This is a genomic window from Streptomyces clavifer (assembly GCF_036345975.1).
In the GTDB taxonomy this organism is placed as follows: domain Bacteria; phylum Actinomycetota; class Actinomycetes; order Streptomycetales; family Streptomycetaceae; genus Streptomyces; species Streptomyces clavifer.
The window spans coordinates 5,158,995-5,173,591 of the sequence record NZ_CP107793.1 but is presented as its reverse complement, the minus strand read 5'-3'; the positions used below and the strand labels follow the sequence as shown (position 1 = coordinate 5,173,591).

12 protein-coding genes are annotated in these 14,597 nt (G+C 72.0%); 9 read left to right on the top strand and 3 right to left on the bottom strand.

All coding sequences use genetic code 11. The features are described from left to right. Positions 1–91: 91 nt before the first annotated feature. A complete protein-coding gene (locus tag OG927_RS22835) occupies positions 92–793 on the top strand; it encodes a PepSY domain-containing protein (protein ID WP_056794406.1) in 702 nt (233 codons plus the stop codon). A gap of 76 nt (positions 794–869) precedes the next feature. Here OG927_RS22835 and meaB read toward each other — a convergent pair whose 3' ends face one another. Next, entirely contained in the window at positions 870–1,886 is a 1,017-nt protein-coding gene (gene meaB / locus OG927_RS22830) for a methylmalonyl Co-A mutase-associated GTPase MeaB (protein ID WP_056794404.1), read from the bottom strand. A gap of 35 nt (positions 1,887–1,921) precedes the next feature. Continuing rightward, positions 1,922–3,124, bottom strand: coding sequence for an acetyl-CoA C-acetyltransferase (locus OG927_RS22825; RefSeq protein ID WP_079099443.1), 1,203 nt, complete (start codon positions 3,122–3,124; stop codon positions 1,922–1,924). 134 nt (positions 3,125–3,258) lie between these two features. On the opposite strand from OG927_RS22825, the gene mce reads away from it, so the two are divergent. The 7 genes from mce to OG927_RS22790 all read left to right on the top strand — a co-directional run bounded on the left by mce (position 3,259) and on the right by OG927_RS22790 (position 12,951). Continuing rightward, a complete protein-coding gene (mce, locus tag OG927_RS22820) occupies positions 3,259–3,687 on the top strand; it encodes a methylmalonyl-CoA epimerase (RefSeq protein ID WP_056794401.1) in 429 nt (142 codons plus the stop codon). Positions 3,688–3,930: 243 nt separating this feature from the next. After that, a complete protein-coding gene (scy, locus tag OG927_RS22815; protein WP_124281164.1) occupies positions 3,931–7,722 on the top strand; it encodes a polarized growth protein Scy in 3,792 nt (1,263 codons plus the stop codon). A 185-nt stretch (positions 7,723–7,907) separates the two neighbouring features. Next, a complete protein-coding gene (locus OG927_RS22810; RefSeq protein ID WP_056794397.1) occupies positions 7,908–8,846 on the top strand; it encodes a coiled-coil domain-containing protein in 939 nt (312 codons plus the stop codon). Between the two features lie 86 nt (positions 8,847–8,932). Next, entirely contained in the window at positions 8,933–9,937 is a 1,005-nt protein-coding gene (locus tag OG927_RS22805; RefSeq protein ID WP_330320695.1) for an ATP-binding cassette domain-containing protein, read from the top strand. Between the two features lie 5 nt (positions 9,938–9,942). Beyond that, positions 9,943–10,722, top strand: coding sequence for an ABC transporter permease subunit (locus OG927_RS22800; RefSeq protein ID WP_056794831.1), 780 nt, complete (start codon positions 9,943–9,945; stop codon positions 10,720–10,722). Between the two features lie 160 nt (positions 10,723–10,882). After that, positions 10,883–12,073 (top strand): ABC transporter ATP-binding protein, encoded by a 1,191-nt coding sequence (locus tag OG927_RS22795; RefSeq protein ID WP_209469714.1) that lies wholly within the window; start codon positions 10,883–10,885, stop codon positions 12,071–12,073. Then, complete coding sequence (locus OG927_RS22790; protein WP_056794391.1) at positions 12,070–12,951, top strand: ABC transporter permease subunit; 882 nt, start codon at positions 12,070–12,072, stop codon at positions 12,949–12,951. The genes OG927_RS22795 and OG927_RS22790 overlap by 4 nt, the downstream gene beginning before the upstream one ends. A gap of 1 nt (position 12,952) precedes the next feature. Here the strand turns inward: OG927_RS22790 and OG927_RS22785 are convergent, their stop codons facing one another. Then, positions 12,953–13,282, bottom strand: coding sequence for a hypothetical protein (locus OG927_RS22785; RefSeq protein ID WP_056794388.1), 330 nt, complete (start codon positions 13,280–13,282; stop codon positions 12,953–12,955). Between the two features lie 209 nt (positions 13,283–13,491). Here OG927_RS22785 and OG927_RS22780 point away from each other — a divergent pair, with 209 nt between their 5' ends. Beyond that, positions 13,492–14,523, top strand: coding sequence for an LLM class flavin-dependent oxidoreductase (locus OG927_RS22780; protein ID WP_330320694.1), 1,032 nt, complete (start codon positions 13,492–13,494; stop codon positions 14,521–14,523). Positions 14,524–14,597 lie beyond the last annotated feature (74 nt).

Genomic DNA, 14,597 nt, shown 5'->3' with positions numbered 1-14,597 from the left:
TCAGGCTGGGTTCAGCATCACCTCGGCATGGTGGTTCCCATCGCACCGCACAACCACTCGGTCGCACCGCACAACCACTCGGAGGAACCCCATGAAGCGCAACATCGCCATCGCGGCCTTCACCGCAGCCGTCCTCGTCGGCGGCGGCGCCGCGGCCACGGTCGCCTTCGCGGACGACGACAGCAGCCGCCGGACCTCCGGGACGGCGGCCGAGCCGGCCGGCGGCCGGGACGACGACGGGCGGGACGACGACGGGGGCAGGGAGGCCGCCCGGGGTGCCGGCACCACGGTCTCCCTCGACCGGGCCGTCGCGGCCGCACTGAAGGCGGTGCCGGGCACGGTCACCGAGGCCGAGCTGGACGACGCCGATGACGATGACGGTCGGACGGTCTGGGAGCTGAACGTGTACGGCTCCGACAAGAAGTGGCACGACGTGGAGGTGGACGCGCGCACGGCGAAGGTCGTGTCCGACCGCGAGGACGACGACAACGACGACCGCGACCGGCACGCGCCCCGCTCCGCCTCCGTCTCCCTGGACGCGGCGGCCCGGGCGGCACTGCAGAGCGTGCCGGGCAGCGTGACGTCCATCGACCTGGACGACGACGATGACGACGACCGCCGGGACGGCGTCCTGCGCTGGGACGTCGAGGTGGCCGGCAAGGACGGCACCCGGCACGAGCTGCACGTCGACGCGAAGAACGGCAAGGTGTCGGTGGACCGCGACGACCGGAACGACGACCGCGACGACGACCGGAGCGACGACGACCGGGACGACCGCGACGACGACAACTGATCCTCCGGTGGCCGGGCGCCCCGCCGCAGCGGTTCCCGGGCGGTCCGCACGCCGCCCGGGAGGTCCCCCGTCCGGATCACGCCGGGCTCGCGTACCCCCGGCCCGGTCCGGACGGGGGACCCTGGCTGTCACCCGGGAGCCCGGTGAGTCCCGCCACCAGCTCGTCCGCCGCGGCGTACGGGTCGAGACCGCCGGACACGATGCGCTCGGCGAGCGCGTCGAGCCGGCGGTCGCCGTGCAGGTCGGCGATCCGCTCGCGGAGCGCGGTGACGGCGATGGTCTCGACCTCGCGGGCCGCCCGGGCCGTGCGCCGCTGTGCCAGGACGCCGTGCTCCTCCATCCACGCCCGGTGCTTCTCCAGAGCCTCGACGACCTCGTCGACGCCCTCGCCCCGGGCCGCGACCGTCTTCACGATCGGCGGCCGCCAGTCGCCGGGCTCCCGGGACTCCCCGAGGCCCAGCATGTGGTTGAGCTCGCGGGCGGTGGCGTCCGCGCCGTCCCGGTCGGCCTTGTTGACGACGTACACGTCACCGATCTCCAGGATCCCGGCCTTCGCCGCCTGGATGCCGTCACCCATGCCCGGGGCCAGCAGTACGACGGAGGTGTCGGCCTGGGAGGCGATCTCCACCTCCGACTGCCCGACACCGACCGTCTCCACGAGGACCACGTCGAAGCCGGCCGCGTCCAGCACCCGGATCGCCTGCGGTGCCGACCATGCGAGACCGCCCAGGTGGCCGCGGGTGGCCATGGACCGGATGTAGACCCCGGGGTCGGAGGCGTGCTCCGACATCCGGATCCGGTCCCCGAGGAGCGCGCCCCCGGAGAACGGCGAGGACGGGTCGACGGCCAGGACCGCGACCCGCTTGCCGGCCTTCCGGTAGGCCGAGACCAGCGCCGAGGTCGAGGTCGACTTCCCGACACCCGGTGATCCGGTGAGCCCGACGACGTACGCGTGGCCCGCGAGCGGTGCCAGGGCCGCCATCACCTCGCGCAGCTGGGGCGAGGCCCCCTCCACCAGGGAGATGAGCCGGGCCACCGCACGTGGCCTGCCCAGGCGCGCCTGCTCGACCAGGGTGGGGACGTCCACCTTCACGCTCGGTCTCCTCGCTCGCTCGTACCTGCGGTGGACTACTTGCCCGGAACGCGGATGATCAACGCGTCGCCCTGACCGCCGCCGCCGCACAGCGCCGCCGCTCCGGTGCCACCGCCCCGGCGCTTCAGCTCCAGCGCCAGGTGCAGCACCACACGGGCGCCGGACATGCCGATCGGGTGGCCGAGCGCGATGGCGCCGCCGTTCACGTTGACCTTGTCCGAGGTGACGCCGAGGTCCTTCATCGACTGGACCGCGACGGCCGCGAAGGCCTCGTTGATCTCGATCAGGTCGAGGTCCTCGACGCCGATGCCCTCCTTCTTCAGGGCGTGGCGGATGGCGTTGGACGGCTGCGACTGGAGCGAGTTGTCCGGGCCGGCCACATTGCCGTGGGCACCGATCTCGGCGATCCAGTCCAGGCCCAGGGCCTCCGCCTTGGCCTTGCTCATGACGACGACCGCGGCGGCACCGTCGGAGATCTGCGAGGAGGTGCCCGCGGTGATCGTGCCGTCCTTGGCGAACGCGGGACGCAGCTTGCCGAGCGACTCCGTGGTCGTCTCGGGGCGGATCCCCTCGTCCTGGGAGAACAGGACCGGGTCGCCCTTGCGCTGCGGGATCTCGACCGGGGTGATCTCGGCCTCGAAGAGGCCGTTCTTCCGGGCGGCGGCGGCGCGCTGGTGGGACAGGGCGCCGATCTCGTCCTGGGCACCGCGGTCCAGGCCGAGGCGGCTGTTGTGCTTCTCGGTGGACTCACCCATCGGAATGTTCTCGTAGGCGTCCGTCAGGCCGTCGTACGCCATCGAGTCCAGCATCTCGATCGCGCCGTACTTGTAGCCCTCGCGGGACTTCGGCAGCAGGTGCGGGGCGTTGGTCATCGACTCCTGGCCGCCCGCCACCACGACGTCGAACTCACCCGCGCGGATCAGCTGGTCGGCGAGCGCGATCGCGTCCAGCCCGGACAGGCACACCTTGTTGACGGTGAGCGCCGGAACGTTCATCGGGATCCCGGCCTTGACCGCCGCCTGGCGCGCCGGGATCTGCCCCGCCCCGGCCTGGAGCACCTGGCCCATGATCACGTACTCGACCTGGTCGCCGCCGATCCCGGCCCGGTCCAGCGCGGCCTTGATCGCGAAGCCTCCGAGGTCGGCTCCGGAGAAGGTCTTCAGCGAGCCGAGGAGCCGGCCCATGGGCGTCCGCGCGCCCGCGACGATCACTGAGGTGGTACCGGTCGTTCCTGACATGAGGCGCAGCCCCTTGGATTGGTTGTGAACGAGGGTTTACCTGAATGTACTGAGCGGTACCGCGCCCGTCATCCGGCAGCGGGTGTGATCGCGCGCACGTTGCGTAACCATCCCCGGAGCGCTGCACTGGTTCCATGCTGACGCGAATCGACCACATCGGAATCGCCTGTTTCGACCTCGACACGACGGTGGAGTTCTACCGCGCGACCTACGGCTTCGAGGTGTACCACTCCGAGGTCAACGAGGAGCAGGGCGTGCGGGAGGCCATGCTGAAGATCAACGACACCTCGGACGGCGGGGCCTCGTACCTCCAGCTGCTCGAACCGACCCGCGAGGACTCGGCCGTGGGGAAGTGGCTGGCGAAGAACGGCGAGGGCGTCCACCACATCGCCTTCGGGACCGCGAACGTCGACGAGGACGCCGCGGACATCGGGGGGAAGGGCGTCCGGGTGCTGTACGACGAGCCCAGGACCGGGTCCATGGGGTCCCGGATCACGTTCCTGCACCCCAAGGACTGCCACGGCGTACTGACGGAACTGGTCACGTCCGCAACGGAGCACTGACCCGACGGATACCCGGCCCGGTAGAGTGGGCGGTTCCGGGCCGGGGCCGGGCCGGGGGCGTGCCGCGTCCCCGCCGTTGATCTGTCACCATTCCCCGGGAGACCGCTCGCCCGCGAGCGGTACTCGCATGGAGAATTGCGACCAGGGTTGGGGCCTCCCCTGCTCAGTGGGGCATCCCCTGCTCGAACGAAGTTGCGAGCTTGGGGAAGAAGTTCAGAGCTCGGGGAAGGATGGGACCGCGCAGTGCGGGGCTACGAAAGCCAGCAGAGCCACCGAGCTGACGACGACCATCTCTCGCGGTTCGAAGCCGAGATGGACCGGCTGAAGACCGACCGGGAGAAGGCCGTCCAGCACGCCGAGGACCTCGGCTACCAGGTCGAGGTCTTGCGCGCCAAGCTGCACGAGGCTCGGCGCAATCTCGCGACCCGTCCCGCACACGACAGCGCGGACATCGGCTACCAGGCCGAACAGATGCTCCGCAACGCCCAGGTCCAGGCCGACCAGATGCGTAACGACGCCGAGCGCGAGCTGCGCGAGGCCAGGGCCCAGACGCAGCGGATCCTGCAGGAGCACGCGGAGCACCAGGCCCGTCTGCAGGCGGAGTTGCACACCGAGGCCGTGCAGCGCAGGCAGCGGCTCGACCAGGAACTGGCGGAACGCCGCCAGACCGTCGAGTCCCACGTCAACGAGAACGTCGCCTGGGCCGAGCAGTTGCGGGCCCGGACCGAATCGCAGGCCCGCCGGCTCCTGGACGAGTCGCGTGCCGAGGCGGAGCAGTCGCTGGCCGCCGCCCGCGCCGAGGCGGCCAGGCTCGCCGACGAGACCGGTCGGCGCGTCAACGCCGAGGCGGAGGCGGCCCGTTCCGAGGCCGAGAACACGTTGCTGCGGGCCCGCAGGGACGCCGAGCGGCTGCTCGACGCCGCCTCCACCCAGGCCCAGGAGGCCGCCGGCCACGCCGAGCGGCTGCGCTCGACGGCCACGGCGGAGACCGACCAGGCCCGGCAGCAGACCGCGGAGCTCGGCCGCGCCGCCGAACAGCGCATGCAGGAGGCCGAGACCCGGCTGCGCGAGGCACGGCTGGAGGCCGAGAAGGTCGTCTCCGAGGCCAATGAGGCCGCCGCCAAGCGGCTGGCCGGTGCCGAGTCGCAGAACGAGCAGCGCACCCGGACCGCGAAGTCCGAGATCGCCCGGCTGGTCGGCGAGGCCACGAAGCAGGCCGAGACGCTCAAGGAAGAGGCCGAGCAGGCACTCGCGGACGCCCGGGCGAAGGCCGAGCGGCTGGTCGCCGAGGCCTCCGAGAACGCCCGCACCCTGGCCGCCGAGGACGCCGCGGCCCAGCTCGCCAAGGCGGCCCGCAGTGCCGAGGAGGTCCTGACCAAGGCGTCCGAGGACGCCAGGTCGACCACCAGGGCGGCCGGCGAGGAGGCCGACCGGATCCGCCGGGAGGCCGAGGCCGAGGCGGACCGGCTGCGCGGCGAGGCCGCCGAGCAGGCCGACCAGCTCAAGGGCGCGGCCAAGGACGACACCAAGGAGTACCGGGCCAAGACCGTCGAGCTGCAGGAGGAGGCGCGCAGGCTGCGCGGCGAGGCCGAGCAGCTGCGCTCCGAGGCCGTCGCCGAGGGTGAGCGCATCCGCGGCGAGGCCCGCCGCGAGGCCGTCCAGCAGCTGGAGGAGGGTGCCCGCACCGCCGAGGAGCTGCTGACCAAGGCGAAGGCGGATGCCGAGGAGCTGCGGACCTCCGCGAGCACGGAGGGTGAGCGTGTCCGGGCCGAGGCCGCCGAGCGCGCCGGCACGCTGCGCAAGCAGGCCGAGGAGGCGCTGGAGCGCAGCCGCGGCGAGGCGGAGAAGCTGCGCGCCGAGGCCGAGGAGCAGGCCTCCGCGCTGACGGCCGCGGCCGAGCAGGCCTCCGCGGTCCTCCGCGAGGAGACCGAGCGGGCCATAGAGGCCCGCAGGGCCGAGGCGGCCGACGAGCTGACCCGGCTGCACACCGAGGCCGAGTCCCGGGTCACTGCCGCCGAGACGGCGCTCGGAGAGGCACGCACCGAGGCGGAGCGGATCCGCCGTGAGACGAGCGAGGAGACCGAGCGGCTGCGCACCGAGGCCGCCGAGCGCCTGCGCACACTCCAGGAGCAGGCCGCGACGGAGGCCGAGAGGCTGCGCACCGAGGCCGCCGCCGACGCCGCCCGGTCCCGTGCCGAGGGCGAGTCCGTGGCCGTACGGCTGCGCACCGAGGCCGCCACCGAGGCGGAGCGGCTCAAGACCGAGGCCCAGGAGAGCGCCGACCGGGTGCGCTCCGAGGCCGCCGCGGCCGCCGAGCGGGTCGGCACGGAGGCCGCCGAGGCCCTCGCCGCCGCCCAGGAGGAGGCGAACCGCCGCCGCCGGGAGGCCGAGGAGACGCTCGGCGCCGCGCGCGCCGAGGCGGAGCAGGAGCGCGAGCGCGCCCGCGAGCAGAGCGAGGAGCTCCTCGCCTCCGCCCGCAAGCGGGTCGAGGACGCGCAGACGGAGGCACAGCGCCTGGTCGAGGAGGCGGACAGCCGGGCGACCGAGCTGGTCGCCGCGGCCGAGCAGACCGCGCAGCAGGTCAGGGACGCCGTCGCCGGCCTCCAGGAGCAGGCCGAGGAGGAGATCACCGGCCTGCGGTCGGCCGCCGAGCAGTCCGCGGAGCGGACGCGCACGGAGGCGCAGGAGGAGGCGGACCGGGTCCGCGCCGACGCCTACGCCGAGCGCGAGCGGGCCGCCCAGGACGCCAACCGCATCCATCAGGTCGCGCACGAGGAGTCGGAGGCCGCGAAGGCCCTCGCCGAGCGGACCGTGTCCGAGGCGATCACCGAGTCGGAGAAGCTGCGCTCGGACACCTCGGAGTACAGCCAGCGGGTCCGTACGGAGGCGTCCGACGCCCTCGCGTCGGCGGAGCGCGACGCGGCGCGTGCCCGGGGCGAGGCCCGCGAGGACGCCAACCGCATCCGTTCCGAGGCGGCGGCCCAGGCCGACCGGCTCGTCGGCGAGGCCACGAGCGAGAGCGAGCGGATCCGTTCCGAGGCCACCGAGCAGTCGGAGCGGTTCCTCGGCGAGGCGACCGGCGAGGCGGAGCGGCTGCGCGCCGAGGCCGCGCAGGCGGTCGGGTCGGCGCAGGAGCACGCGGCCCGCACCCGCGAGGAGTCGGAGCGGCTGCGCGCCGACGCGGAGTCCGCGGCCGAGCAGATGCGTGCGGAGGCCCGCCAGGAGGCGGACCGGATGCTGGACGAGGCGCGCGAGGCCGCGGCGAAGCGCCGCGCCGACGCCGCCGAGCAGGCCGACCAGCTCGTCGAGAAGGCTCAGGAGGAGGCGCTGCGCGCCGCCACCGAGGCCGAGGAGCAGGCCGACAGAATGGTCGGCGCCGCGCGCAACGAGGCCGTACGGATCACTTCGGACGCGACCGTGGAGGGCAACACCCTGGTCGAGCGGGCCCGTACGGACGCGGACGAGCTGCTCGTCGGCGCCCGGCGGGACGCCACGGCGACGCGGGAGCGGGCGGAGGAGCTCAGGACCCGGCTGGAGAGCGAGATCGAGGAGCTGCACCAGCGGGCCCGCCGGGAGACGTCCGAGCAGATGAAGACGGCGGGCGAGCGCGTCGACAAGCTGATGAAGGCGGCGACGGAGCAGCGCACCGAGGCCGAGGAGAAGGCCAAGGAGCTGCTGGCCGACGCCAATTCCGAGGCGAGCAAGGTGCGTATCGCCGCGGTGCGGCGCGCCGAGTCGCTCCTCAAGGAGGCCGAGACCAAGAAGGCCGAACTGACGCGCGTCGCCGAGAAACTGCGCGCCGACGCCGAGGCCGAGGCGAAGCAGATGGTCGACGAGGGCCGTCGCGAGCTGGATCTGCTGGTCCGCCGGCGTGAGGACATCAACTCGGAGATCTCCCGTGTCCAGGACGTGCTGGAGGCGTTGGAGTCGTTCGAGGCTCCGGGCGGCGGCAAGGCTGCCAACGGCGGCACGGGGGCCGTCAAGGCAGGCGCGGCAGCGGGCAACCGGTCCGGCGGAAAGGCGTCGGATGGGTAGCGGATCCGGCACCGCCGCCTGTTCCGGCGTGACCATTCGGCCCTTCGCGTGGCAAGCGCTGCGGGGGCCGGCCACTCAAAAGGGGGGTCATTCTCCATACCAAAGCGGCATCTTCACGTGGACACGCCGCTCAGGCCCCTAGGATTCCCTCTAACACCTCACCGGTCTCATTCGACAGGAACCCCATGAGCGACCCTTCCTCCCCCTTCGGCTTCGAGCTCGTGCGACGTGGATACGACCGCGGTCAGGTGGACGACCGCATTAACAAAATCGTCGCCGACCGTGACAGTGCCCTCGCCCGTATCACCTCTCTGGAGAAGCGGATCGAGGAGCTCCACCTCGAGACGCAGAACGCCCAGGCCCAGGTCAACGAGGCCGAGCCGTCGTACGCCGGGCTCGGTGCCCGCGTCGAGAAGATCCTCCGCCTCGCCGAGGAGGAGGCGAAGGACCTGCGTGAGGAGGCCCGTCGCGCGGCCGAGCAGCACCGCGAGCTGGCCGAGTCGGCCGCCCAGCAGGTGCGCAACGACGCGGAGTCGTTCGCTTCCGAGCGCAAGGCGAAGGCCGAGGACGAGGGCATTCGCATCGTCGAGAAGGCCAAGGGCGAAGCGGGCACGCTGCGCTCCGAGGCCCAGAAGGACGCTCAGCAGAAGCGCGAGGAGGCGGACGCCCTCTTCGAGGAGACCCGCGCCAAGGCCGCCCAGGCCGCCGCGGACTTCGAGACGAACCTCGCCAAGCGCCGCGAGCAGTCGGAGCGCGACCTCGCGTCCCGTCAGGCGAAGGCCGAGAAGCGTCTCGCGGAGATCGAGCACCGCGCCGAGCAGCTCCGCCTGGAGGCCGAGAAGCTCCGTACGGACGCGGAGCGCCGTGCCCGCCAGACGGTGGAGACCGCGCAGCGCCAGGCCGAGGACATCGTGGCCGACGCGAACGCCAAGGCCGACCGGATCCGCAGCGAGTCGGAGCGCGAGCTGGCGGCGCTCACCAACCGCCGCGACTCGATCAACGCCCAGCTGACCAACGTCCGCGAGATGCTGGCGACGCTGACGGGTGCCGCGGTGGCCGCCGCGAGCTCCCCGGTGGACGACGAGCCCGCCACCCGCGGGGTCCCGGCCCAGCAGGGCCGCTGACACGTCCGTACCTCAGCCGTACCCGTTGCGCGCCCGGTTCCGCCCCTGTGGTGGCGCCGGGCGCGCGGCCGTTCTAGCGTGAACGCATGATCGAGCTCGACGGTCTCACCAAACGCTTCGGCAACAAGGTTGCCGTCGACCATCTGTCATGCCGGATCAGACCGGGCATGGTGACGGGTTTCCTGGGCCCGAACGGGGCGGGCAAGTCCACCACCATGCGCATGATGCTCGACCTCGACAATCCGACCGGCGGATCGGTGCGCATCGACGGCAAGCACTACCGGGAGCTGCAGGAGCCGCTCAAGCACATCGGGGCCCTGCTGGACGCGAAGTCGATGCACGGCGGGCGCAGCGCGTACAACAACCTCCTCTGCCTCGCGCAGAGCAACCGCATTCCGGCGAGCCGGGTCTCGCACGTACTCGACACCGTCGGGCTGAGCGCGGTCGCCGGGAAGAAGTCCAAGGGGTTCTCCCTCGGTATGGGCCAGCGGCTGGGAATCGCGGCCGCGCTGCTCGGTGATCCCGAGATCCTGATGTTCGACGAACCCGTCAATGGTCTGGACCCCGAGGGAATCCACTGGATCCGCAATCTGATGAAGGCACTCGCCTCCGACGGGCGGACGATCTTCGTTTCCTCGCATCTGATGAGTGAAATGGCCCTGACCGCCGATCATTTGATTGTGATCGGGCAGGGAAGACTGCTCGCCGACACCTCGATGGCGGATTTCATCCAGGAGAACTCCCGCAGTTATGTGCGGATGCGCTCCCCGGAACAGGAGCGGCTGCGCGACGCGCTGCATTCCGCGGGCATCGTGGCGGTCGAGGCGGGCAACGGCACCCTGGAGATCGACGCGGCCGCCACGGAGCAGCTGGGCGAGTTCGCGGCGGGGCACGGGATCGTGCTGCACGAGCTCAGTTCCCAGCGGGCCTCCCTGGAGGAGGCCTTCATGCAGATGACGGCGGGCTCCGTGGAGTACCACGCGCACTCCGACAGCGACGGACGGCAGCCGCCGCCGGTGGGCCCCCACTGGGGCGACCAGTGGAACCAGCAGGCCGGCACGGCGCCCGGCGACGACCCGAAGGGGGTGTGACGGCGATGGCATCGGTGCCCGCGGTCCTGAACTCCGAATGGACCAAGATCCGTACGGTCTCCTCCACCACCTGGACCCTGGTCGCCGCCTTCGTCGTCACCGTCGCGATGGGTGCGGCGCTCAGCGCCCTGCTGAACGCCCAGTTCGACGACCTCTCGGACGCGGAGAGGGCCACCTTCGACCCCACGTACGTCGGATTCTCCGGGATGATCCTGGGTCAGCTGGCCATGGTGGTGTTCGGCGTCCTGGTGGTCGGTACCGAGTACAGCTCCGGCATGATCCGCACCTCGCTCGCGGCCGTGCCCCAACGCGGTTCGTTCCTCTTCAGCAAGATCGCGGTGGCGGGCGCCCTGGCCCTCCTGGTCGGCCTCGCCACCAGCTTCGTGACCTTCTTCCTCAGCCAGGCCCTGCTGGGCGACCACAGCACGGACATCGGTGCGGACAACGTGCTGCGCGCGGTCTTCGGCGGCGGCGTCTACATGGGCCTGATCGCGGTCTTCTCCATGGGCGTGGCCACGATGCTGCGCAGCTCCATGCTGTCGCTCGGCATCCTGATGCCGTTCTTCTTCCTGGTCTCGCAGATCCTCTCGGCGGTCCCGGGTGCCAAGAGCGTCGCCCGCTACTTCCCGGACCAGGCCGGATCCAAGATCATGCAGGTGGTCCCGGACGCCATGAACAGCGATCCGGCACCGTACGGGCCGTGGTCCGGGCTCGGCATCATGGCCCTGTGGGTGGTGGCGGCGCTGATCGGCGGCTACCTCGTCCTGAAGGAACGGGACGCCTGACCCCGGGGAGCGGTACCCGCGGCCGTGCGGCAGGTACGGGCGCTCACCGCGACGGCTTGGCCGGAACCGTCACGGGCTGGTTATCCTCCTAACTCTTACGGGGGCGTGCGGCCGGGTGGCCTGGGCCCCGACGGCAGACAAGTCGATGGGGCTCTGGAGAATGATCGAGGCAGTCGGCCTGACGAAGCGCTACGGCGCGAAAACGGCCGTGTACAACCTTTCCTTCCAGGTGCGGCCGGGGGCCGTCACGGGGTTCCTCGGCCCCAACGGGTCGGGCAAGTCCACCACCATGCGCATGATGCTCGGCCTCGACCGGCCGACCGCGGGGCATGTGACGATCGGCGGGCACGCCTTCCGCAGTCTTCCGAACGCGCCGCGCCAGGTGGGCGCGCTGCTGGACGCCAAGGCGGTGCACGGCGGGCGCAGCGCCCGCAACCACCTGCTGTGCCTGGCGCAGCTGGCGGGCATCCCGGCGGCCCGGGTGGACGAGGTGCTCGGGGTCGTCGGCCTCCAGGACGTCGCGAAGAAGCGCTCCAACGGCTTCTCGCTCGGCATGGGGCAGCGGCTCGGCATCGCCGCGGCACTGCTCGGCGACCCGCAGGTGCTGCTCTTCGACGAGCCGGTCAACGGGCTCGACCCCGAGGGCATCCTCTGGGTCCGCAATCTGATGAAGCAGCTGGCGTCCGAGGGCCGCACGGTCTTCGTCTCCAGCCACCTGATGAGCGAGATGGCGCTCACCGCCGACCACCTGATCGTGATCGGGCGCGGGCAGCTGCTGTCCGACATGAGCATCAAGGACTTCATCTCCGCCAACTCCGCGGACTTCGCCCGGGTGCGCATCCCCGCCGACCGGCCGGAGCAGCGGGAGAAGCTGACGGCCTCGCTGACGGAGGCGGGCGGCGGGGTCATGCCGGAGCCGGACGGCGCCCTGCGCGTCACCGGGCTGCCGCTCCCCCGGATCAGCGATCTGGCCCATGCGTCGGACGTCCGGCTGTGGGAGCTCTCGCCGCACCAGGCGTCGCTGGAGGAGGCGTACATGCGGATGACGCAGGGCGCCGTGGACTACCGCTCGACGGCGGACGCCAAGGCGGGGCTCCAGCCGCCTCCGCCCGGTTACGGACCCCATCCGGGCTACGGGGATCCTGCGCAGCAGCCCCGGCTTCCCGCCGAGGTGCCGCAGCAGGGCTGGTACGCCCCGCCGCCGCCCGGACAGAACCCGTACGCCGCCGCACCGGTGGCCCCCGCGCCCGCCGCACCGGCGCCGGTGCCCCCCGCAGCCCCTGCACCGGCGGCCCCCGCGGCCGTCCCCGCAGACCCGACCGCGCGCCAGACCAGCGAGGACCCCCGATGACGACGCCGGCCACTCCGCCGCCTCTCCCGCAGGCCCCCCGGGCGCCCCACCAGCACCCTCCGCAGAGCTGGGAGGGCGGGGGCCCCGGCCTGTACGCCTCCCCCATCCCGGTGCGCACCCCCGGCCTCGGTGACGCGATCGCCTCCGAATGGACGAAGATCCGCTCGGTGCGTTCCACGATGTGGACCCTGGGCGTGATGGTCGTGCTGCTGCTCGGCGTCGGCCTGCTCGCCGCGTTCGCCGTGAGCAAGTCGGACGCCGAGATGGACGGCACCCCGGTGCTCAGCCTCGGTTTCTTCGGTGTGCTGCTCGGCTCGATCTGTGTGATCACCCTGGGCGTGCTGACCATCGCGTCCGAGTACGGCACCGGCATGATCCGTACGACCCTGACCGCCTGCCCCAGCAGGGCGCGGATGCTGATCGCGAAGTCGGTCGTCTTCTTCCTGCTCTCCTTCACCATCACCACGGTGACCACCGGAGTCGTCGGCGTCCTGCAGACGGCCATGCTGGACGGCGGGACACCGTCCGCCGACGACTGGCTGCGCTCCACGGTGGGCGTGGGTCTCTACGTCGCCATGCTCGGGCTGCTCTCGCTCGCGCTCGGTGCACTCATCCGGCACTCGGCGGGAGCGATCACGATCATGATCGCGGTGGTGCTGCTGCCGCTCGTGCTGGCGATGTTCATGTTCTCGCAGTCGTTGGCCCGCGTGCAGCAGGCGCTCTTCGAGTACTCGATCCCCAACCAGCTCGGCGCGCTGTACGACGCGTCGATGACCACGTCGGGGCCGTCCGGCTGGGAGCCGCTGTGGGTCATTCTCGGCGTGACCGCCGTGGCGATGGCCGGTGCCTTCGTCTCGCTGGACCGACGCGACGTCTGACTCAGTAGCGCGGTGCGTTCCTGGACCGCTGCACCCGTGTGGTGCGGCGGTCCTTCGCGTTCCAGCAGGCCTTGTGCCAGTGCCTGCGGTCGTCGACCCCGCCGTATTCCGGCCAGGCGACCAGGTGCGGGACGCCGGACGCGATCTCCTGGTCGCAGCCGGGGCAGCGGTAGCGCTTGCCCGCCGCATGGGCGCCGCTCACGGGGCGCACCGACCACTCCTCGCCCTGCCAGCCCTCCGTGGCACCGCCCCCGCCGTAGCGCTCCGCAGCCTCTCGTGCGTTGCCGGCAGGGCTCTCGCCGGCTCGGGGGCGGTTGCGGCGCGGGGACACGTGACACCTCACGGGGGTACGGGCAGTTTCCGTCCAGCCTAGAGCCATCGGCAGCGGGCAGGCGTCGCACGGTGACGGGTGAGCGCCCGCGGGACGGGTGGGTTACCGGAAAATCGCAACAACTTCGCGGTGGACCGTGCCTTTGGCACGTGTCAGACGTTGTTGCCGGTAGGGGGAGAGCCGCGTCGGCCGCAAGGAGGTAGAAGGCGATGCGCGTAGGAACGTTCGTACTGGCAGCGCAGTTTCCCGGTCAGGGGCAGGGTGAGGCCCTCCACCGGGCCGTCCGGTCCGCCGAGGTCGCGGAGGAGTCCGGGCTCGATTCGGTCTGGCTGGCAGAACATCATTTCGTGCCGTACGGGGTGTGCCCCTCGGCCGTGACGCTGGCCGCGCTGCTGCTCGGCCGCACCCGCAGGATCCGCGTCGGCACGGCGGTCAGCGTGCTGCCCACCCAGCATCCCGTCGCGCTCGGCGAGCAGGCGGCCCTGCTGCACCTGACCAGCGGAGGCCGGTTCTCCCTGGGCGTGGGGCGCGGTGGTCCATGGGTGGATCTGGAGGTGTTCGGAGGAGGTCTCGCGGCATACGAGAACAGCTTCCCCGAGTCGCTGGGGCTGCTGCTCGACTGGCTGGGCAAGCCCCGGGTGACGGGCCGCGGGGAGCGCTACGGGTTCCGCGAGGTGGCGGTGGTGCCCCGGGCGGACGAGCTGCTCGGCGACGGCCCCCCGGGTCCCGAGGTGATCGTTGCGTGCACCTCCCCGAAAAGCGTGAAACTCGCCGCCGAGAAGGGTTTGCCGATGCTTCTCGGGATGCACTGCGGCGACGAGGAGAAGGCCGACATGGTCGCTCTGTGGCGAACGGCCGCCCGGGAGGCGGGCCGGCCGGCGGACGTCGTGGAACGAAACGAACATGTGTCCGCGGGGGTGGCCCAGATCTCGCACCGGCCGGCGGACGCGGTGGAGACGCTCGTGAAGGCGATGCCGGGGTGGCTTCGGCAGGGGCTCGGCGCCCATGTGACGGTCGACGGCAGGCACCGGGTGATGCGCGACCCCGTCGCGTACACGGAGTTCCTCTGCGGCCTGCATCCGGTGGGCCCGCCCCGCCTCGCGGCCGACCGGCTCGCCGCCACGGCGGAGCGCACGGGCATCACCCGCTTCGCCCTCCTGGTGGAGGGTTCGGGCGATCTCGCGGCTACGGAGGAGAACGTGCAGCGGCTGGGCACGGACGTGCTGCCGTTGCTGAAATGACCCGTGCATACAGGAAGTCCTGGTGGTGCGGTGGTACGGGAGCTGCCGCCCCGGAGCCAGTTGCACCTCCCGCG

Coding starts and splice junctions, on each gene's coding strand:
- OG927_RS22825 (WP_079099443.1), bottom strand. CDS start 3,124: ATGTCAGGAACGACCGGTACCACCTCAGTGATCGTCGCGGGCGCGCGG.
- OG927_RS22810 (WP_056794397.1), top strand. CDS start 7,908: ATGAGCGACCCTTCCTCCCCCTTCGGCTTCGAGCTCGTGCGACGTGGA.
- OG927_RS22780 (WP_330320694.1), top strand. CDS start 13,492: ATGCGCGTAGGAACGTTCGTACTGGCAGCGCAGTTTCCCGGTCAGGGG.
- OG927_RS22790 (WP_056794391.1), top strand. CDS start 12,070: ATGACGACGCCGGCCACTCCGCCGCCTCTCCCGCAGGCCCCCCGGGCG.
- OG927_RS22800 (WP_056794831.1), top strand. CDS start 9,943: ATGGCATCGGTGCCCGCGGTCCTGAACTCCGAATGGACCAAGATCCGT.
- OG927_RS22795 (WP_209469714.1), top strand. CDS start 10,883: ATGATCGAGGCAGTCGGCCTGACGAAGCGCTACGGCGCGAAAACGGCC.
- OG927_RS22805 (WP_330320695.1), top strand. CDS start 8,933: ATGATCGAGCTCGACGGTCTCACCAAACGCTTCGGCAACAAGGTTGCC.
- OG927_RS22835 (WP_056794406.1), top strand. CDS start 92: ATGAAGCGCAACATCGCCATCGCGGCCTTCACCGCAGCCGTCCTCGTC.
- mce (WP_056794401.1), top strand. CDS start 3,259: ATGCTGACGCGAATCGACCACATCGGAATCGCCTGTTTCGACCTCGAC.